The following is a 20,791-nucleotide window of genomic DNA, read 5'->3' as shown; positions in this document are numbered from 1 at the left end:
ATCCTTTCGGTCATATGAATGCCCGGCAGGTAGGCCGGGAGCATTAAGCATAGCGTGGAGTAATGTAAATAATAATAAACAGCATTTTAATACTCATAAAAAAAGCGGCGAATGCCGCTTTTTTCATCAGGTTAGGCCGTTCGGGCGACCGCATCGCGCGAGGCGGCGTCGCGTTCCTCACCGGTAAGCTCACTCAATTGACCATTGCGCATCTCCAGCAGACGATCGGCATGGATGAAGTAGTGGTCGTCGTGGCTGATAGCAAAGACCGTTTTACCCATCTGTTGCATCAGCGGAAGCAATATCTGGTAGAACTCACGGCGGAAGTGCGGATCCTGATCGGCGGCCCACTCATCCAGCATAATGATGTCTCGTTCTTCCGCTAACGCCAGCAGCAGCGCCACGCGCTTCTTCTGCCCTTTAGAGAGTTTAAGGTCAAGGATTTTGCCGTTTTCCAGCTTCACCTTATGCCCCATTTTCAGCTGTTCCAGCCACTTATCCACCAGCGCCGGGTCGGCCTGTTTTCCTTCCGGCCCCAGCAACTGGTCAAACAGCCAGACGTCAGTGAAGACCGCTGAGAACAGCTTACGGTAATCTTCCGGTTTGTCCGCCGCCAGCGGTTTGCCATCCAGCAGAATCTGCCCTTTAACCGGTTGATAGAGCCCGGTAAGCAGCATCGCGAGCGTCGATTTACCGCTGCCGTTGCCGCCAATCAGGAACACCAGTTCGCCGCGATGGAGCGTCAGATTAATCGGGCCCACGGCGAAAGTGTTGTCTTCATAGTGAAACTCTACATCGCGCAGTTCGAGCGTTTGCCAGTTCGGATACGCTTTTGGCACCGGGAATTCCGCCTGGTAAGGGGCAAGCGAGAAGGTGTTGAGCTTTTTGAACGCCACCTGCGCGCTGAGCAACGTCGGCAGCGCGCCAACGGCCGATAACAGCGGCGTGCGCAGGAACAGCAGCGTCAGCGAGTATGTCGCCGCCACGGCGGTATCCGCCCAACCCAGACTGTTTGCCATCCAGAAGACCAGGCCGATGGCGCCCAGCATCATAATATTCGACCAGTTCACCGCGCTCAGGTGGAAAGTATCCGCACGCACAATATGGTGACGGTAGCTTTTCGCGTCAGGAATATAGAGCTGCTTAAAGACATACTCAGCGCGTTCCCGGTTGAGGGTGAGCTCTTTGCGCCCTTCCAGCACGGTCTGGTAATCCTGATACAGCGCATCTTCCGTCTCACGCAGAATCGCCATATGTTTATAGACCCGCGCCACCAGCACAAAGCCGCCCCAGATGGTCAGCGCCATCCACAGCGCGGTCACCAGCAGCATTTTGGTCGACAGAAATGCCAGGTAAGCGGCGGATCCAAAGGTCAGAATAATTCCCTGCACCAGTTCCGGCAGACGGACGAAAGCGATGGTGATCGCCCGCACATCGCTGGTCAGGCCCGCCAGCAGCGCCGCGCTGCCGAGTTTTTCGATGCGTTCAACCTGGGTGTCCAGAATACGTTTAATGAATTCGCTGCGCAGACGATAAACAAAGTGATGTCCGAGCGTGGTCAGCGCCAGCTGCGAACCCAGCGTAACCGCCATCAGCAATAGCAGCAGCCCGAGAAACTCTGGCAGCACTGTCAGTGACATATCTACCGTCGTGATTAAACGCAGATTAATGAAGGCAATCAGCCCAATCCCCAACGCCGCGCTCAACAAACTCAGCGCCATAACGGCAATAAATGGCCAGCGGTACTGGCGCCAGACAAGCAGGAGAAGTTCCATAAAACAGCAACCCGGAAAATAAAAACAGCGTGCAGTGTAAACTGCCGTACGAGTACATCAAGAATAATTCTTATTTTTATTCTTGATTACCTGCATGACGAAACGTGAGGTTATAGCGCAGTGAGCCAACCTGTGGATGGTGACCCGGTTTGAGCGGCTGAATACCGTGATAAAAGAGGCGCGATTCGCCGCCCCATACCACCACATCGCCATGTTCCAGCAGCACGCGCTGGAGCGGATCGTTACGTTTCAGGCCGCCAAACTGGAACACGGCGGGCAAGCCCAGCGAAACCGATACAATCGGTGCGCTCAGCGTGGCTTCGTCTTTATCCTGATGCAGCGACAGTTTCGCGCCCGGAAGGTAGCGGTTAATCAGGCAGGCGTCCGGCGAAAAATCGGCATAGCCCGCCAGCGTCGCCGCTTCCAGCGCCAGCCTGCGGAACACATCAGGCATGGACGGCCAGGATTTGCCCGTCAGCGGATCGCGCGCCGTATAGCAGTAACCGTGCCGATCGGTACTCCAGCCAAGCGGGCCGCAGTTGGTCATCGACACCGACATGGTATAGCCGCCGGGCGTCACCATCTGGCGAAACGGTGACAGCGCGGCGACCTGTTCAATCGCCGCCAGCAGTTCGCTGGACTGGCTTAGCGCCTGGCGACGAAGGATGACGGCGCCCGCCGCCAGCGGTTCCTGCCAGGGTGCTTCATCGGCAAAGAGATCGAGCATTATTTCCCTCCGGCATTTTTCTCATCCGCCAGCAGCGCCGCTTTGCGCCCCACGCCCCAGCGGTATCCCGACAGGCTGCCATCTTCACGTACCACGCGATGGCACGGAATAACGATCGCCAGTTTGTTTGCCGCACAGGCACCGGCCACCGCGCGCACGGCTTTCGGATTACCAATAGCCGTGGCGATTTGTTGATAGCTGCGCGTTTCACCCAGCGGAATCGCACACAGTGCCTGCCAGACCTGCTGCTGAAAGGCGGTGCCGCGAATATCCAGCGGTAAATTCAGCGGCAACTGTTGATCATCCAGCCGCCTCACCACCTCATGAATTTGCTGGTGAAAAGCCGGGCTACCCTGCTGCGATTGCGCCGAGGGGAAAAGTTGCTGAAGCTCTGTCGTCAGCTGGGCATCACTATCGCCCAACAGCACGGCGCAGATGCCACGCGTGCTCAGCGCCACCAGGCAACGTCCGAATCGGCAATCTTCCAGCGCATATTGGATAACCGCCTCTTCACCGCCGCGTCGATACTGTTTTGCCGTCATACCAAGCAGCCGATCGGCATGGCGATAGTAGCTGCTGCTATCCGGGAAACCAGCGTTGAGTACGGCATGGGTCACCGCCTCGCCTTCCGCCAGCGCGTCACGCAGGCGCCGGGCGCGCCACGCTTGCTGCCACGCTTTTGGCGTGACGCCGGTGACCGACTTAAACAAACGGTGGAAATGGTAGGGACTGACAGCCACCGCCTCGGCCAGCGCGTCCAGGGTAACGGGCGCATCCTGTTCGAGCATTCGACAGGCTATCGCCACTTTGTTCACTTTTTGCAACTGGGGATCGAGCGTATCCGGCTGGCAGCGTTTACAGGGGCGAAAACCGGCCTGCAGCGCCGCATCAGCATCAGGATAAAATTGCACATTCTGGCGCAACGCATGGCGCGCTTTGCAGGAGGGGCGACAAAAAATACCGGTGGTGCGGACCGCAAAGACAAACTGCCCGTCGGCTCCGGCATCGCGCTCAAGCACCGCCTGCCAGCGGCGCTCATCAGTATGGAAAGTGTGAGATGTCATATCAGGCTCCTCCAGTAAGTGTATGACGACTTTGCCCTGGAGGAGACAGCAAAAAACCGGCAATCTTGCTTTTTAATTTTTACCGTTCACCAGAAACGCTTTGAACTGCGGTGACATCCAGGTAGTGAAGTTATCACCCTCTTTCATGATCATGTACACCGCCAGCCCCTGTTCGCGCACCACTTCTTTGGCTTTTTCCGGGCCGAGAACCATCAGGCCGGTATCCCAGGCATCGGCTTCCAGCGCCGTCGGCGCAATCACCGTCACGGAAACCAGTTTGTGGGTAATGGGTCGGCCGGTTTGCGGGTCGATAACGTGAGAGATTCGCTGACCGTCAAGCTCGTAGTAGTTGCGATAGCTGCCGGACGTGCTGATCCCGTGACCGTTGATATCGACAATCGCCTGTACCGCGTTCTCTTTATCGGTCGGTTTTTGAATCGCCACGCGCCACGGGCGACCTTCCGCATTCATGCCCCGACTTGAGAGTGCGCCGCCAACGGAGACCAGGTAACGTGAGATCCCCTCCTGGCCCATCAGGCGCGCAAGATGATCCGCCGCATAGCCTTCGCCAACGGTTGAAAGATCAACATAGAGTTCCGGGAGATCTTTTTGCAGATACTGGCGGCCTGCGGTGTTAATCACCGTCAGATGCTGCAAGCCGGTTTTCGCTTTTGCCGCATCGATTTGTTCCTGCGTCGGCGTACTGACCGGCTGTTTATCCGGACCAAAGCCCCACAGATTCACCAGCGGGCCGATGGTAACGTCCATCGCGCCCTGGGTTTTTTGCCCGATACGCAGGGATTCGGTGACGATATCCGCCATCGCTTCGGTAACCGGCCACGGCGCAGTGCTGGAAGAGAGGTTAAAGCGCATCAGCGCAGAGTCGTTTTTCCACGTTGAGAGCAACTGGTCGTCGCCATTAAGCTGCGTCTGGATTTTTTCGCGTAGTTCATCGGCACGTTTTTTATCGATATCTACCACGCTCACGCGCCAGAAGGTGCCCATTGTCTTGCCTTCAAGCACCGTTGCGGTTTCTTTTGACGGCACGGCGGTACTGGCGTTATCGCATCCAGCAAGCAGTAACGCGGCGCTGACCAGAGCCGCACGTAAGATATTCATTTCCATCCGGTATTATTTCTCCTGCAATGCGCGCAAGAGTACACCAATTCGCTTAAACAGGGCATAAAAAAGGAGCCTTTCGGCTCCTTTTTTGCAGGTTCGCAGTCGATTAGAACTGGTAAACCAGACCCAGTGCTACGACGTCATCGGTAGAGATGCCAGCAGCGCGGGTGAAGGTGTTGTCATCCAGCAGGTTGATTTTGTAATCAACATAGGTAGACATGTTTTTGTTGAAGTAGTAGGTCGCGCCAACATCAACGTATTTAACCAGATCCTGGTCGCCGAAGTCACGGCCACCAGCAGCTACGAGGTCTTTGCCTTTAGACTGCAGGTAAGCAACGGACGGACGCAGACCGAAGTCGAACTGATACTGTGCAACAACTTCAAAGTTCTGCGCTTTATCAGCATATCCACCGAAGGACGTAGTATCGGTAACTTTACCAAAGCGAGTCGCATTATAAGACTGGGTGTACTGCGCAGCCAAATAGATGTTATTCGCATCATATTTCAGACCACCGGTATAGGTAGTCGCTTTATCGCCACGACCAAAGTCCGGGTTGGTGTTCTGAGCATCAGTACGTTTAGAGCTGGCAATCGCACCACCCACGCTGAAGCCTTCACCGATGTCATAAGACAGGGAGCCGCCGAAGCCGTCACCGTTCTGTTTCAGATCGCCACGACCATTGTTAGTCGTACCTTCGCCGCTCACGCTGCCGTTTTTACCCTGGTATTGCAGAGCAAAGTTCAGGCCATCAACCAGACCGAAGAAGTCAGTGTTACGGTAGGTTGCAACGCCGTTAGCACGAGACTGCAGGAAGTTGTCAGAACCGTAGGTGTCGCCGCCGAATTCCGGCAGAACGTCGGTCCAGGAAGTGATGTCGTAAACAACGCCGTAGTTACGACCGTAGTCGAAGGAACCTGCATCACCGAAGCGCAGACCGGCGAATGCCAGACGAGTCCACGCCTGATCGCTGGAATCTTCAGTATTGTTCGCCTGAACGTTGTATTCCCACTGGCCGTAACCGGTCAGTTGGTCCTGAATCTGAGTCTCGCCTTTAACGCCGATACGCATGTAGGTCTGGTCGCCGTCTACGCCATTGTCATCGGAGAAGTAGTGCAGACCGTCGATTTTACCGTACAGATCTAATTTGTTGCCGTCTTTGTTATAAATTTCAGCCGCATTTGCTGCGCCCGCTACCAGCAGTGCTGGTACCAGGAGGGACAGTACTTTAACTTTCATGTTAATAACCCTCTGTTATATGCCTTTTTATATGCCACTGCTTACTGGTCAACCCTCATTAACCAGTCGGCGAACCCATTGTGCTGCAAAATGCAGAATAATCCAACACCAAAATGATACTAAAACCTTAAAGGTGTTTCATTTATCCATATAGATGTTTCAAGATGTAAATTCTTCGGAACTTTTTTTCGCACAAATGGGTAAGAAAAATAGCACGGATAAACAAAGAGTTTTGAAATAATCCTTCATTATCAATCAATTAAAATTGGTTACAGGTATAGCACTGAATGGTAAAACAAAAGTTTCACCCGCAACTAAAATAGATATCGCTATCATCATTAACTTTATTTATTACCGTCATTCAGTTCTGAATGTCTGTTTACCCCTAATTCCACCGGATGCATCGCATCCGGTTTTTTTTACCTTTCTTTACGTAACTTTAATCGTTGTATGCTAACCCTCCTGAATTATAACGGTCATTAATTAATCATACGCAGAACTCATAACAAATTGCTAACATAATTTTCATACAATATTCTGCGTTAATTCGTGCCAGTTTTACTTAACCCAAACACCCCAATTCCCCTCTCTCCCCTCTTTATTAGCCGCATTTTTTCTCCATTTCAGAGGCTGAAACCCGCTGAAGTATGGCAATTGGCACAGTTCCCTTTATACTGCCTGCTGTACTCTCGCCTGTTACACAGAATTTGACGTGGGTTCGCCGCGCAAAACAGGTTAAGACGTTTCACGCTCACCTATGTCTGAGCATATTCTCATTCAGATGCCGTTATGATGGGTTACACACGCCAATGAGTCAGTCTGACAAGAAAACGTCCGGTAAATTTTCCCTGCTGCCGGGCAGCATCACCCGCTTCTTCCTGTTAATGATCATCGTATTGCTGGTAACGATGGGCGTGATGATTCAGAGCGCAGTAAACGCGTGGCTGAAGGACAAAAGCTATCAGATAGTCGACATGACCCATGCCGTGCATAAGCGCATTGATACCTGGCGTTATGCGACCTGGCAGATTTACGACAACATTGCTGCCGCCCCCTCTACGGCGACCTCCAGCGAAGGGTTGCAGGAAACGCGCCTTAAGCAGGACGTCTACTACCTGGAAAAACCGCGACGCAAAACCGAGGCGCTGATTTTCGGCTCCCACGACAGCTCGACGCTGGAAATTACCCAGCGCATGTCCACCTATCTCGATACGCTGTGGGGCGCGGAAACCATCCCTTGGTCGATGTATTACCTGAACGGCCAGGACAACAGCCTGATCCTGATTTCTACGCTGCCGCTAAAAGATCTCTCTTCCGGGTTTAAAGAATCCACGGTGGGAAACATCGTCGATTCGCGCCGCGCCGAGATGCTTCAGCAGGCGAATACGCTGGACGAACGTGAAACCTTCTCTTCCCTGCGCCGTCTGGCGTGGCAAAACGGCCACTACTTCACTTTGCGCACCACCTTTAACCAGCCGGGACATCTTGCGACGGTGGTGGCGTTTGACCTGCCGATTAACGATCTGGTGCCGCCAGCGATGTCGCTCGACAGTTTCCGCCTCGAGCAGGACCCGTCGCAGAACGCCCTGCGCAGCCAGGATAAAGAGCCCAGTGATAGCGTCGCGATTAACTTCAACAGCTCGCGTATTGAGATCTCTTCATCGCTGAATTCGACCGGCATGCGTCTGGTGTGGCAGGTCCCGTTTGGCACGCTGTTGCTGGATACCTTCCAGAACATCATGCTACCGCTGCTGCTGAATATCGGCCTGCTGGCGCTGGCGCTGTTCGGTTACTCCACGTTCCGTCATCAGACGGGCCGCAAAAGCGCAGCTACCGCGCCGGTGTCGGGTGCCAATAATGAACTACGTTTACTGCGCGCGATTAATGAAGAGATTGTCTCGCTGCTGCCACTGGGGCTGCTGGTACACGATCAAGAATCGAACCGTACGTTAATCAGCAATAAAATCGCCGATCACCTGTTGCCGCACCTCAACCTGCAAAATATCACCAGCATGGCGGATCAGCATCAGGGGGTGATTCAGGCCACTATTAATAATGAGCTGTACGAAATTCGCCAGTTCCGCAGTCAGGTCTCGCCACGGATGCAGATCTTTATTATTCGCGATCAAGACCGCGAAGTGCTGGTGAATAAGAAGCTCAAGCAGGCGCAGCGTCTGTATGAGAAAAACCAGCAGGGCCGCGCGGCCTTTATGCAGAATATCAGCGACACCTTAAAGCAACCTATCAAAACGCTGGCCGCCGAGGCCGCCGCGATAGATACCACGGAAAGCCAGAAGCTAGCGAACAACGCCGATCTGCTGGTCCGCCTGGTGGATGAAATTCAGCTCGCCAATATGCTGGAAAATGATAGCTGGAAAGGCGCATCCACGCTCTTCTCGCTACAGGATTTGATTGATGAAGTGGTGCCTGAAGTCCTGCCCGCGATCAAACGTAAAGGCCTGCAACTGCTAATCAACAACCAGCTTCCGGCCAAAGAGCAGCGTCACGGCGATCGCGATGCCTTGCGCCGTATTCTGTTGCTGCTTATTCAGTACGCGGTAACCACGACCCAGATTGGCAAAATTACGCTGGAAGTAAACGCCGATGAGTCTGCGGGCGAGCGCCTGACCTTCCGCATTCTGGATACCGGCAACGGCGTCTCGCACGGTGAAATTGATAACCTGCATTTCCCGTATCTGAACGACACCCAGTCCGACCGTTACGGTAAAGCGAACGCCCTCACCTTCTGGCTGTGTGACCAACTGGCACGCAAGCTGGGCGGGCATCTGAATATTAAAGCGCGCGAATCGTTGGGCACCCGCTACTCGCTGCACGTCAAGATGGCGCCGCGCGAAGAAGAAGGCGAGCAGGAAGAGCGCCTGCTGGACGACGTGGTTGCGATGGTGGATATCACCTCTAACGAGATTCGCACCATCGTGACGCGTCAGCTGGAAAGCTGGGGTGCGACCTGCATCACGCCGGACGAAAGGGCAACGAGTCAAGAATTTGATATCTTTTTAACAGATAATCCGTCTAATCTTACTGCTTCGGGCTTGCTTTTAAGCGATGATGAAGCTGGGATACGCAAAATTGGCCCTGGCCAACTGCGTGTTAACTTTAATATCAGTAATGCTATGCAGGACGCAGTCCTTCAGCTTATTGAAGAGCAACTGGCACAGGAAGAGGTCACGGAATCACCTCTTGGCGGCGATGAAAACGCCGAGCTTCAGGCCAGCGGCTATTATGCGCTGTTTGTTGATACGGTACCGGAAGATGTTAGCAGGCTGTATACTGAATGCGACGCGCGTGATTTTGCCGCGTTGGCACAGACAGCCCACCGCCTGAAGGGGGTGTTTGCTATGCTTAACCTGGTTCCTGGCAAGCAGTTGTGTGAAACGCTTGAGCATTTAATTCGCGAGAAAGATGCTCCGGCCATAGAAAAATATGTCAGCGACATTGACGCCTACGTCAAGAGCTTGCTGTAGCAAGGTAGCCTTTATTATGAATAATATGAACGTAATTATTGCCGATGATCATCCGATAGTTCTGTTTGGTATTCGCAAATCACTGGAACAAATCGAGTGGGTCAACGTTGTCGGCGAATTTGAAGACTCCACCGCGCTGATTAACAATTTACCGAAACTGGATGCACACGTCCTGATCACCGACCTTTCCATGCCGGGCGATAAATATGGCGATGGGATCACGCTTATCAAATACATTAAGCGTCATTTCCCGGGTATTTCCATTATCGTTCTGACCATGAATAACAACCCGGCTATTCTGAGCGCCGTGCTGGATCTGGATATCGAAGGGATTGTCCTGAAACAGGGTGCGCCGACCGACCTGCCTAAAGCGCTGGCCGCGTTGCAAAAAGGGAAGAAATTCACCCCGGAAAGCGTCTCTCGCCTGCTGGAGAAAATCAGCGCGGGCGGTTATGGCGACAAACGTTTGTCACCAAAAGAGAGCGAAGTGTTGCGCCTGTTCGCGGAAGGTTTCCTGGTGACAGAGATTGCCAAGAAACTGAATCGCAGTATCAAGACCATCAGTAGCCAGAAAAAATCAGCGATGATGAAACTGGGCGTGGAAAACGATATTGCGCTGTTGAACTATCTCTCTTCTGTCACGCTTTCCCCGACAGATAAAGAGTAATGCTCTAAGAATGAATCCCCCGGCCAGCCGGGGGATTTTTTTATCTTATGATTCCCGCGTTTTTCTCACCCGCGCCGCATAGACCGCCAGCGTTTGCTTCAGCACATCCAGCGTCACCGGTTTTGACAGGCAGCTATCCATTCCTGATTCCAGACAGCGCTGTTTCTCTTCCGCCAGTGCGTTAGCGGTCACACCGACAACCGGCAGCGTCAGGCCAAGCTGACGGATACGCTGCGTTAAACGATAGCCATCCATGTTCGGCATGTTCACGTCGCTGAGCACAATATCAATATGATTTTTGCTCAGTACATTGAGCGCATCAACGCCGTCATTCGCCGTCATGCACTGATAGCCAAGCGTACCTAACTGATCCGCCAACAGGCGACGGTTGATAGGATGATCGTCCACCACGAGGATCATCATATCGTCATTGCTGTCGGCGGCCACATCGTGCGCCGATGAAGACTCGGCGTGATCCGCGTTGCCGACTTTGATGCGGTAAATGCGTCCCAGCAGAGTCATTAACTCGTGCGGCGAAACAATACTGTGTACCCATTCGCCCGGCGCGCGTTCAAGAGGGATACCGATATGGCGACGACAGAAGATCACCGCTGCCCTGCCCGTCCACGGTTTTTCCAGGTCATCGTCGGTTATCAGCAGATCATCCTGCGCCGGTTCTTCACCTTCGTAGCGCTGAACGTCCACGCCGTGCCAGGTCAGCAGCGTTTCAATAAACTGATACAGAGACTCGTTGCGAATCGCCAGCCAGCAGCGTTTTTGCGCCAGCGCGTCAATCACCAGCGGCGTGGCAGCCTGCGCGCCATAGAGCGGAATACGCACCGTAAACTGACTGCCCATGCCCGGTTCTGTATCGACGGCAATATCACCGTCCATCATGTTGATAAGCTTCTCACAAATCGCCAGCCCCAGCCCGGTGCCCTGGAAGTTGCGCTGCACGCCGGTTCCAACCTGGAAGAACGGGTCAAACAGGCGTACCACCTCTTTCGCCGGTATGCCCACGCCGGTATCACGGATGCTGATACTCAGGTAATCGCCTTCACGTTTAAGATGCAAAATGATGCAGCCAATATCGGTAAACTTGATGGCATTACTCAGAATATTGGAGATAACCTGCTGCAAACGCATCGGGTCACCGAGCATCTGCGGCGGTACATTGGGCTCGATAAAGCAGTACATTCCAACCCGCTTACGCACCACCAGCGGCAAATAGTTGGCGGTAATGTGGTTCATCACCTCTTTCGGTGAGAACTCGCGCGGTTCGATTTTCAGCTGTTCAGATTCAATTTTCGAGAAATCGAGGATATCGCTGATAATTTTCAAAAGCAGGCTCGAGGAATTGTTCATCGCCGTCACCAGACGCCCGACGCCTTTCGGTAACTCTTTGGTTTGCAACAAATCAAGGTTACCGATGATGCCATACAGCGGCGTACGCAGTTCGTGGCTGACGGTGGCGAGGAACATCGATTTCGACTGGCTGGCCTGCTCCGCAGCCTGCGCCATCTCCTGCAACGACTCTTCCATTTTGACGCGCGAGCTGACGTCTACCAGCACACAAATTGCCACGTTTTCATTGCGATAGCGCGAATGCACAAAGCTGATTTGCAGGTTGGTATTGTTACTGGTCAGCACATCGACAAAGTTAACCTGCTGGCCACAGATAATCTGCGTTAAGCGCTGCCGGTCTTCGTGCGTCAGCATATTCAGATAGTTATGCGCCAGTTCGTTACTCAGAATATTGGTACCGTCCTGAGTGCGCAGAATACAGATGCCAACCGGCGCGGAGGCGACGATTTTACGGTTGAACTGCTCATGCTCTTCCAGACGCTGGGCGTCAGACTCGGCAGGAATAAATATCCGCCGCTCGTACATTCTCGCCATGGTGAACAGCGCGATCCCGGTCAGGATATTGAGCAGCACGGCGTTGAGGATCAGCATGCGGATGCGCTCGAGCACTAAGTCCACCGGTACGGAGTAGACAATGCTCAGCGACGATGGCGGCAGATTCTTTTTCAGCACCAGTTCGCGGAAGCCGCTGCTGTAGCCAAACCACGCGCGCTCCTGCATCCAGCGTTGATCGATGCGCAGTTTGCTATCCGGCCCGGTGAGGGAGATCAGCGAATCACCGTTTTCATCAAGAATGGTCACACCAATTGGCAAGCTACCCGGCGTGAAGAAGTTTTCCATGCGGATGGTTTGCTCAACGCCCAGCAGCGCCTGCAAACGGTTTGCCAGATAGACCGGCGTTAAGGCATAGAAATAGCCGACGCCCGGGCGCGGCCCCTGGCTAATCCAGAACAGGTTGCTGCCGCTCTCATCCTGCGGCGCACTGCGATACTTCACGATGCGGTCATGCAGGGTTTTCAGCGCCTGGTTGCGTTCAATCGGCATATCCCGCAGGCCAAAGTTCGCCATGCACAGGTTTTCGCTGCCAATTAAAAAGACGCGGTTGAGATCGTAGGCGGCGGAGAAATTGTCGCGCCAGTAGCGCAGGAACCAGGAAAGCGACTCCAGCGAGCCGCGCCACGCATCGTCCAGCGCAGAGCAATCAGAATCGGCAAACAGAGGCTCGAAGTCCGGGACTTCAGTATTATCTTTTATCGACGCGGGAGGCAGCACGCCGTTCGTTGCCGTAAGACGGTTCTCTGCAATGTACTTCAGTTCTTTGATCACATCCGACGTACGCTGGATATAGCGCTGCGCCTGATCGGAACTCAGGTTAAATTCCTGACGTATCTCTGACTCTTTCTGATGCAAGGCATTCACGATATAGAAAACCGACGCGAGGGCAATCAGCAACCAGAGTAGCAGCGCCAGCGCCCGGAAAAGGTAGCGTGAGACTTTAAGCGTCGTACGAAAGGAGACAAGATATTTCAAAGGGGCGAAACTCCGCCATCAAAGGCTAACAGGATGTGGTTAAGGTAACGGTAAAACCCATTTGTCGCAACGCAGAAAAAAGGCCGGTTTATAACCGGCCTTTATCGTTACGTCTTACGATTTACTCGTCAGCGTCGTCCGCTACGTCGTCATCGGTGTCCGTTTCCGGTGCGATTTCATCGTCACCTTCGGCGGCGCTGCCGTCGATGGCGTCGAGTTCTTCGTCATCAACCGGTTCAGCCACACGTTGCAGACCCACTACGTTTTCATCTTCCGCAGTACGGATGAGGATAACGCCCTGGGTGTTACGACCGACGATGCTCACTTCGGAAACACGCGTACGTACCAGCGTACCGGCATCGGTGATCATCATGATCTGATCGCAATCGTCAACCTGCACCGCGCCCACAACGGAACCATTACGCTCGGTCACTTTGATCGAGATAACACCCTGTGTCGCGCGCGACTTGGTTGGATACTCTTCCGCCGCAGTACGTTTACCGTAACCGTTCTGGGTGACGGTCAGGATTGCGCCTTCGCCACGTGGAATGATCAGGGACACGACTTTGTCCTCACCTGCCAGTTTAATGCCGCGTACACCGGTCGCCGTACGACCCATGGCGCGGACGGCGTCTTCTTTGAAGCGCACCACTTTACCGGCTGCAGAGAACAGCATGACTTCATCGGAACCGGACGTCAGGTCAACGCCAATCAGTTCGTCGCCTTCGTTCAGGTTCACGGCGATGATACCGGCAGAACGCGGACGGCTGAACTCGGTCAGCGCCGTTTTCTTCACGGTACCGCTGGCGGTCGCCATAAAGACGTTCACGCCCTCTTCATACTCGCGTACCGGCAGAATGGCGGTGATACGTTCGTCGGCTTCCAGCGGCAGCAGGTTGACGATCGGACGGCCACGCGCGCCTCGGCTGGCTTCCGGCAGCTGATAAACCTTCATCCAGTACAGGCGACCACGGCTGGAGAAGCAGAGGATCGTGTCATGGGTGTTAGCCACCAGCAGGCGGTCGATAAAGTCTTCTTCTTTAATACGTGCTGCTGATTTGCCTTTACCGCCACGACGCTGCGCTTCGTAATCGGTAAGCGGCTGATATTTGACGTAACCCTGGTGAGACAAGGTGACGACAACATCTTCCTGGCTGATCAGATCTTCGATGTTGATGTCTGCGGTGTTCGCGGTGATTTCAGTACGACGGTTGTCGCCAAACTGCTCACGCACCAGCTCCAGCTCTTCGCGGATCACTTCCATCAGACGATCGGCGCTGCCCAGAATGTGCAGCAGTTCGGCGATCTGTTCCAGCAGCTCTTTGTATTCGTCGAGCAGTTTTTCATGCTCCAGGCCGGTCAGTTTCTGCAGACGCAGATCCAGAATTGCTTGTGCCTGCTGTTCGGTCAGGTAGTATTTACCATCACGAACGCCGAATTCCGGCTCCAGCCACTCAGGACGCGCCGCGTCATCACCCGCACGTTCCAGCATGGCGGCAACATTGCCCAGATCCCAGGGCTGAGCGACCAGGCCTGCTTTTGCTTCCGCAGGGGTCGGCGCACGACGGATCAGTTCAATGATCGGGTCGATGTTCGCCAGCGCAACGGCCAGCGCTTCAAGGATGTGCGCACGGTCGCGCGCTTTACGCAGTTCGAAAATGGTACGGCGCGTCACGACTTCGCGACGGTGACGTACAAACGCGGAAAGAATATCTTTCAGGTTCATGATCTTCGGCTGGCCATGGTGCAGCGCAACCATGTTGATACCGAAGGAAACCTGTAGCTGGGTCTGGGAGTAGAGGTTGTTGAGAACCACTTCACCCACCGCATCGCGTTTCACTTCAATCACGATGCGCATACCGTCTTTATCAGACTCGTCACGCAGCGCGCTGATGCCTTCCACGCGTTTGTCTTTTACCAGTTCGGCGATTTTCTCGATCAGGCGTGCTTTGTTCACCTGATACGGAATTTCGTGCACGATAATGGTTTCACGACCAGACTTCGCGTCCGTTTCCACTTCCGCGCGGGCGCGAATATAAATTTTGCCACGACCGGTACGGTAAGCTTCTTCAATACCGCGACGACCGTTAATGATAGCGGCAGTCGGGAAGTCCGGGCCCGGAATGTGTTCCATCAGGCCTTCGATGGTGATGTCTTCATCATCGATATACGCCAGACAGCCGTTAATCACTTCCGTCAGGTTATGCGGCGGAATGTTGGTGGCCATACCAACGGCGATACCGGAAGAACCGTTCACCAGCAGGTTAGGAATTTTGGTCGGCATGACGTCCGGAATTTTTTCCGTGCCGTCATAGTTATCAACGAAGTCCACCGTCTCTTTTTCGAGATCGGCCATCAGCTCATGGGCAATTTTCGCCAGACGGATTTCCGTATAACGCATTGCCGCCGCGGAGTCGCCGTCGATAGAACCGAAGTTACCCTGACCGTCAACCAGCATGTAACGCAATGAAAATGGCTGCGCCATACGGACGATGGTGTCATACACCGCGGAATCACCATGGGGATGGTATTTACCGATTACGTCACCAACGACACGGGCAGATTTTTTGTAGGCTTTGTTCCAGTCATTGCCCAATACGTTCATGGCGTAAAGTACGCGACGGTGTACCGGCTTCAGGCCATCTCGGACATCCGGCAGCGCACGGCCAACAATGACCGACATCGCGTAATCCAGATAGGAGCTCTTCAGCTCTTCCTCAATGTTGACCGGTGTAATTTCTCTCGCAAGGTCGCTCATCTAACCGCTATCCCTCTACTGTATCCCGGATTCAAAGGTCGCAAATTATAACACAACCGCGTAAAGACAGGTAAACCTATAGCGTTCTGCCAGAGCTTTATTCGCGTCGTTGTGCTGATATACTCGCGGTAATAATGAAATAAGGACCAGGAGTGCCCATGAATGCCGAAAAAAACACGTTAGCGCCCAACGTTGACCACGACGAGATCGCCAAATTTGAAGCCGTCGCTTCGCGCTGGTGGGATCTCGAAGGCGAGTTTAAACCGCTGCATCGGATCAACCCGCTGCGTCTGGGCTATATCGCCGAACGCGCTGACGGCCTTTTCGGCAAGAAAGTGCTGGATGTCGGCTGCGGCGGCGGCATCCTTGCCGAGAGCATGGCGCGCGAAGGCGCGGAAGTCACCGGCCTGGATATGGGCTTCGAGCCGTTGCAGGTGGCGCGTTTGCACTCACTGGAATCGGGCATTCACGTCGATTACGTGCAGGAAACGGTGGAAGAACACGCGGCGAAACATGCGCAGCAGTATGACGTCGTGACCTGCATGGAAATGCTGGAACACGTGCCGGACCCACAATCAGTGGTCAAAGCCTGCGCGCAACTGGTGAAACCGGGTGGCCACGTTTTCTTCTCCACCCTGAACCGCAATGGCAAATCCTGGCTGATGGCGGTGATCGGTGCGGAATACATTCTGAAAATGGTGCCGAAAGGCACGCATGACATTAAGAAGTTTATCAAGCCTGCCGAACTGCTGAGCTGGGTCGATGAGACCGACCTGCGCGAGCAGCATATGATTGGCCTGCACTATAACCCGCTGACCAACACCTTTAAGCTGGCCCCGGGCGTCGATGTGAATTACATGGTGCATACCAAAAATAAATAGTTGTCTGCCCGCGCCTGCGCGCGGGCCTTTTACCACTTCGCCGTAAACGAAAGATACCCCGCCGTCTGTGAGAAATCCTGCGTTCCCTTTTGCCACGCCACATTAGCGCGTAGCGACATGCGCGGGCTGAGCGCCGCCTGAATCCCCATTTTAACTTCACCGCGCGTATCGCCTGCCTCATCGGTTATCGTACTGCCATCTTCATCCAGCGCTGCGGCGTGCGGTTCGCGGAGATAATTGACATCCAGCGTCGGGGTTATGTGCAGTGCGTTCGCCGAAGGAACATGCCATTCGCTGTGCAGACCCAGCCGCATTTGAATATCATCGCCCTGATGCTGTTCTACCCGTGAGTGGTTGGCGGCGGTGAAATCCGCCTGCTTCACCCCCTGATAAATCACCTGTGCCTGCGGCTCAAGCAGAAAACCGTTGCCCAGCGGCCATTGATAACCGCCTTCCAGCGAAGCCAGCACGCCGTTGCTGTGATAGCGGTCTTCCCCGGCCTGCGATTGTGAAACCTGATTATCAAACCACGCGTACTGCAACCAGCTATCAAGCCACGCGCCCTGTTGTTCAAAACCGTGCTGCAACCAGGTTGCAGTGATGCCAAGGCCATAACCGTGGTTGCTGTTATCGGCGTGGGTTTGGGTGATTGTTGAGCGACTTTCGCCCTGGTTATCGCTATAACCGCCGACTACGCCCAGCATCCACAGGCCGTCATCAACCGTTTTTCGCGTCATGATATTGCCACTGAGCTGCACCGTAGAGAAATCTTCATGCTGCGCCAACTGGTCAGCGAGCGTGCTATCACGACGTCCTCCGACGACCCGCAGATGCAGCGGCTGCCCATCCGCGCCCGCATGGTCGCGACGCTCCATCACAAACGCCTGATTCGCCGCGCGCAGGTTATTCAGATATCCTCCCGTTTTGGCATTGAGCACGGGTTCGAATGCGGGTGCGGGGACCGGCGTTGGGTCGGGATCCGGATCCGGGGGCAACGGCGGTGCCGGTGGTGCAGGAGGGTCCGGCGGCGCTGGTGGTTCTGGCGGCGTGGGTGGTTCTGGTGGCGTGGGCGGGGCAATCTGCTGGGAGCGCAGATACCAGTCATTGTTATCTTCCACGAGGGAATAGTCGTACGCGCCCATATTGATATAGCCATTACCCGCCAGGCTAAATTGCGCCGCATTCTGATAGCTGCCAGGATCGGCTGTAAAATCAACCACTTTAATTCCCGTTGCAGTGGGCTGCCCGATGCCGGAAATCGGATCAATCACCACCGTCGTGGTGCCGGAGGTATTGCCGTTTAGCACCAGCATATCGCTTGCTGAGTTATCACCATCCAGTTCGCTGTCCATCTCCAGCGTACCGCCGCCAACATAGTCGCCATTAACCGTCAGCGTATCGCCCGCCTCACCATTTGCCATGCTGATGGTGCCAGAGGTATTGGTCAGATTGCCATCCACCGTCACACCGGCCAGGTTGGTGACGCTGTCGGTTTGAAGATTCGTGTCTAACGTGCCGCTCAGCGTGACGCCGTCAGTAGCATTCACCAGCGTCCCCGTACCGTTAAACAGGGAGGCATCCAGCACGCTGGCGGTATCCTGGTGAGTGAGACGAAGCACGGTGCCATCGGTAATGTCGACGGTTCCGGAGGAACTCGCGTCAATGGATTGCACATTCTGATCCATTCCGGTTTCAAAGGTTGCGCCCTCACCGACCCACAGCGATGACGCATAGGGAATGATGTCTACCGCATCGCCTTTCAGCGTGCCCTCCTCCACCCGCACTGCCGATGTTGCTGTGCCGCTGGCGGTCAGCTCCAGCGTCCCCGCCCCCGTTTTGCTGAATGTGCTGGTGCTGTCCTGCTGCGCCCCCGTACTGTCGGCCATCAGCCCGCCCCACTGGGTATCCACGCCATCTTCCACGCGCACTTCACCATCGGCGCGCATTTCGATATTGCGCGCGTGACCGGCGGATTGTGAACGGGTATCGACATTGGCGGTCACATCCAGTTCGCTATGCTGTTGCGTATCGGTAAAAATCAGTGAACGGTTGTAATCGATATCGCCCAGCTGCGTGTTATCGCTGACCGCCAACACGCCGGAAGCAATTTGCGTATCGCCCAAATAGGTGTTGTCATTCGCCAGGCTCACGCTTTGGTCACCGGCATTAATCACAACATAAACGCCATCGCCAGCAATATGTGTGTCCTCACCACCGTTGATATCCACCACATCATTTTGGCCGATGACTGTGCCACCGCTGCCGCTTATTGCCAGACCATCATTGGCGGTATTGTCGCCGTCGTACGACGCGTAATCAGAGAGATCCAGCACGCCGCCGTTTAAGACAATCGACTGGGGTTCGGCCTGCATCACCTGCAAATCATTTTGATCGCCCACCAGAGAAAGCACGCCGTTATCTTCCACCACGACATCGCCGGTTAAGGCCATTGACGCTGCGCCTGCCAGGGTATAACTACCGTTTTGCGCAACGGTAAATTGACCCGCCCCCTCTATCGTGCCGCTAAATGCGCCGCTGTTGACGGTGACATTTCCGCCTTCATCAATATGCAGCACGCCATTTTCAAACCCAGTCAACGAGTGGACAAACGTCTGCTGCGTATTCCCCACATTCAACTCGGCCTGATTGTCGGCGCTAAGCGGAGCGCCTATTTGCAACCCAAAGCAATTCTGCGGATCGCTTTGGCAATGGGTATCGCCGACATTCATGAGCGAATTATCGCGGCCTAACGTGACTTCTCCATTCTGGATGGTCATTTCACCGGTAAAATCGTTATTGTCGGCATTGAGCACCAGGTCGCCCTCGCCTGTTTTGCTAATACTTCCCGTGCCCGCAATGGAATCTATCGCGCCGTCGTTGGCGAGATCGCCAATCACCATGGTTTTGTTGGCGGCAATATCAAAATCCACGTTGCTATTACCGACATACATAAATCCCCCCGCCGCCGCAGAGGCACTGCCGCTATAGCCCTGCGCGCTGTTATTGTCATTAATCAGCACACCGTCATTTTCCTGATAACTGTCATCCACGGAGATATTAATAATGTAGGGGTCGCTCACACTGTTGGTATAAATTGCCCCACCTTCTCCTTCTGCGACATTATTGGTAAAGCGGGTATTATTAATAACCGTCACGCCAGAAAGATGCGATGTATCATTTTCATTATCCGTAACATCCAGCGCACCGCCGTCACCATCGCTATAAGTGGTTGATGTATAGGCCTGATTATTATCAAATACATCATTGCTAAAATAGTTACTGTTATTAATAGAATAAACTGCTCCACCTTTACCATCGTTGGCAATATTCCCAATGAAGAGCGTATTTGTGGCAATCAAATCCGCATCGCCGCTGTCATTCGTGCCCCCTGAATAGATAGCTCCGCCATAGCCTCCGGCAATGTTATTACTGAAGATCACATGGTCGAGATTAATCGTCGCGTTTTCTTTCGCGAAGATCGCTCCGCCATTATTATATTCTCCGCTCACATGGTTGTTGGTGAAGAGCGTCATTCCGTTATTATTTTCAGGAGAGACGCTGAAACGGGCACCACCAGCGAGAAAAACTGCGCCGCCGCTGGTGTTTTCATTCGCATTCTGGAAGATGAGCCATTGGTCATCGGCTACGTGCCAGTTCGCATTGCCCCCCGAGAGGCTCTGGCGACTGGCCTGACAGCTGGTGATGACCTGGTCTCCCTGGCATGCCTGCATCGCCTGCGCCTGTATCGCTGGCCAGGCCAGCACAGGGGGTAATATCAGCAGGTATCCTTTCCTTTTAAAGATACGCCATTTTTTATTTCGCATAATCAAAAACCGATGGGTCAATACAGATCACTATTTAAAATCCGGCTCTGAATTTAGCGAAACACATATTTGTAAAAATATTAACAACAATAATAAGAATTGCCGCATTGGAGTTAATTATATTAAAAAAGTGATTAAGCAAATCTTCACCAGAAAGGTCTAAAGTCGAAAATAATATATGTAATTTTAATTTTCAGATTTCTTTTCTGGCGACAATCAAACAAAATAAACATTTCATTAACATCTGCTGCTTTAGTAAACCAGTGGTGAAAAATAACACACGCTTACATACGTTCATATTATGAACAACCGCTATCAGCATCACTTTTTCGCATCAAAAACAGGTTAAAAATCAA

Annotated in this window: 11 protein-coding genes; 3 read left to right on the top strand and 8 right to left on the bottom strand. The window is 53.7% G+C overall.

Annotated elements, in window-relative coordinates; genetic code table 11:
* Positions 1–131: 131 nt before the first annotated feature.
* The 5 genes from G163CM_RS02110 to G163CM_RS02090 all read right to left on the bottom strand — a co-directional run bounded on the left by G163CM_RS02110 (position 132) and on the right by G163CM_RS02090 (position 5,925).
* Positions 132–1,775 (bottom strand): multidrug ABC transporter permease/ATP-binding protein, encoded by a 1,644-nt coding sequence (locus tag G163CM_RS02110; protein ID WP_231826700.1) that lies wholly within the window; start codon positions 1,773–1,775, stop codon positions 132–134.
* Positions 1,776–1,851: 76 nt separating this feature from the next.
* Positions 1,852–2,502 carry a DNA oxidative demethylase AlkB gene (gene alkB / locus G163CM_RS02105; RefSeq protein ID WP_231826699.1) on the bottom strand — a complete coding sequence of 217 codons (651 nt, stop codon included), beginning with the start codon at positions 2,500–2,502 and terminating at the stop codon, positions 1,852–1,854.
* On the bottom strand, positions 2,502–3,566 hold the full coding sequence (gene ada / locus G163CM_RS02100; RefSeq protein ID WP_231826698.1) for a bifunctional DNA-binding transcriptional regulator/O6-methylguanine-DNA methyltransferase Ada: 1,065 nt from the start codon (positions 3,564–3,566) through the stop codon (positions 2,502–2,504). The genes alkB and ada overlap by 1 nt, the downstream gene beginning before the upstream one ends.
* 72 nt (positions 3,567–3,638) lie before the next feature.
* Complete coding sequence (gene apbE / locus G163CM_RS02095) at positions 3,639–4,691, bottom strand: FAD:protein FMN transferase ApbE (protein WP_231826697.1); 1,053 nt, start codon at positions 4,689–4,691, stop codon at positions 3,639–3,641.
* A 103-nt stretch (positions 4,692–4,794) separates the two neighbouring features.
* Positions 4,795–5,925 carry a porin OmpC gene (locus G163CM_RS02090; RefSeq protein ID WP_231826696.1) on the bottom strand — a complete coding sequence of 377 codons (1,131 nt, stop codon included), beginning with the start codon at positions 5,923–5,925 and terminating at the stop codon, positions 4,795–4,797.
* Positions 5,926–6,734: 809 nt separating this feature from the next.
* Here G163CM_RS02090 and rcsD point away from each other — a divergent pair.
* Positions 6,735–9,410 carry a phosphotransferase RcsD gene (gene rcsD, locus G163CM_RS02085; protein ID WP_015963688.1) on the top strand — a complete coding sequence of 892 codons (2,676 nt, stop codon included), beginning with the start codon at positions 6,735–6,737 and terminating at the stop codon, positions 9,408–9,410.
* A 16-nt stretch (positions 9,411–9,426) separates the two neighbouring features.
* On the top strand, positions 9,427–10,077 hold the full coding sequence (gene rcsB, locus G163CM_RS02080) for a response regulator transcription factor RcsB (RefSeq protein WP_015963687.1): 651 nt from the start codon (positions 9,427–9,429) through the stop codon (positions 10,075–10,077).
* Between the two features lie 45 nt (positions 10,078–10,122).
* On the opposite strand, the gene rcsC is transcribed toward rcsB, so the two are convergent.
* Both rcsC and gyrA read right to left on the bottom strand, forming a co-directional pair.
* On the bottom strand, positions 10,123–12,972 hold the full coding sequence (gene rcsC, locus G163CM_RS02075) for a two-component system sensor histidine kinase RcsC (RefSeq protein ID WP_231826694.1): 2,850 nt from the start codon (positions 12,970–12,972) through the stop codon (positions 10,123–10,125).
* Between the two features lie 121 nt (positions 12,973–13,093).
* Positions 13,094–15,730 (bottom strand): DNA topoisomerase (ATP-hydrolyzing) subunit A, encoded by a 2,637-nt coding sequence (gene gyrA, locus G163CM_RS02070; RefSeq protein WP_231826692.1) that lies wholly within the window; start codon positions 15,728–15,730, stop codon positions 13,094–13,096.
* 158 nt (positions 15,731–15,888) lie between these two features.
* Here gyrA and ubiG point away from each other — a divergent pair, with 158 nt between their 5' ends.
* Positions 15,889–16,611, top strand: coding sequence for a bifunctional 2-polyprenyl-6-hydroxyphenol methylase/3-demethylubiquinol 3-O-methyltransferase UbiG (gene ubiG, locus G163CM_RS02065; protein WP_015963684.1), 723 nt, complete (start codon positions 15,889–15,891; stop codon positions 16,609–16,611).
* A gap of 29 nt (positions 16,612–16,640) precedes the next feature.
* On the opposite strand, the gene yfaL is transcribed toward ubiG, so the two are convergent.
* Positions 16,641–20,435 (bottom strand): AIDA-I family autotransporter adhesin YfaL/EhaC, encoded by a 3,795-nt coding sequence (gene yfaL, locus G163CM_RS02060; protein ID WP_231826691.1) that lies wholly within the window; start codon positions 20,433–20,435, stop codon positions 16,641–16,643.
* Positions 20,436–20,791 lie beyond the last annotated feature (356 nt).

It is taken from the genome of Pseudocitrobacter corydidari, assembly GCF_021172065.1.
Taxonomy (GTDB): domain Bacteria; phylum Pseudomonadota; class Gammaproteobacteria; order Enterobacterales; family Enterobacteriaceae; genus Pseudocitrobacter; species Pseudocitrobacter corydidari.
This window is presented reverse-complemented; position numbering and strand designations above follow the sequence as displayed.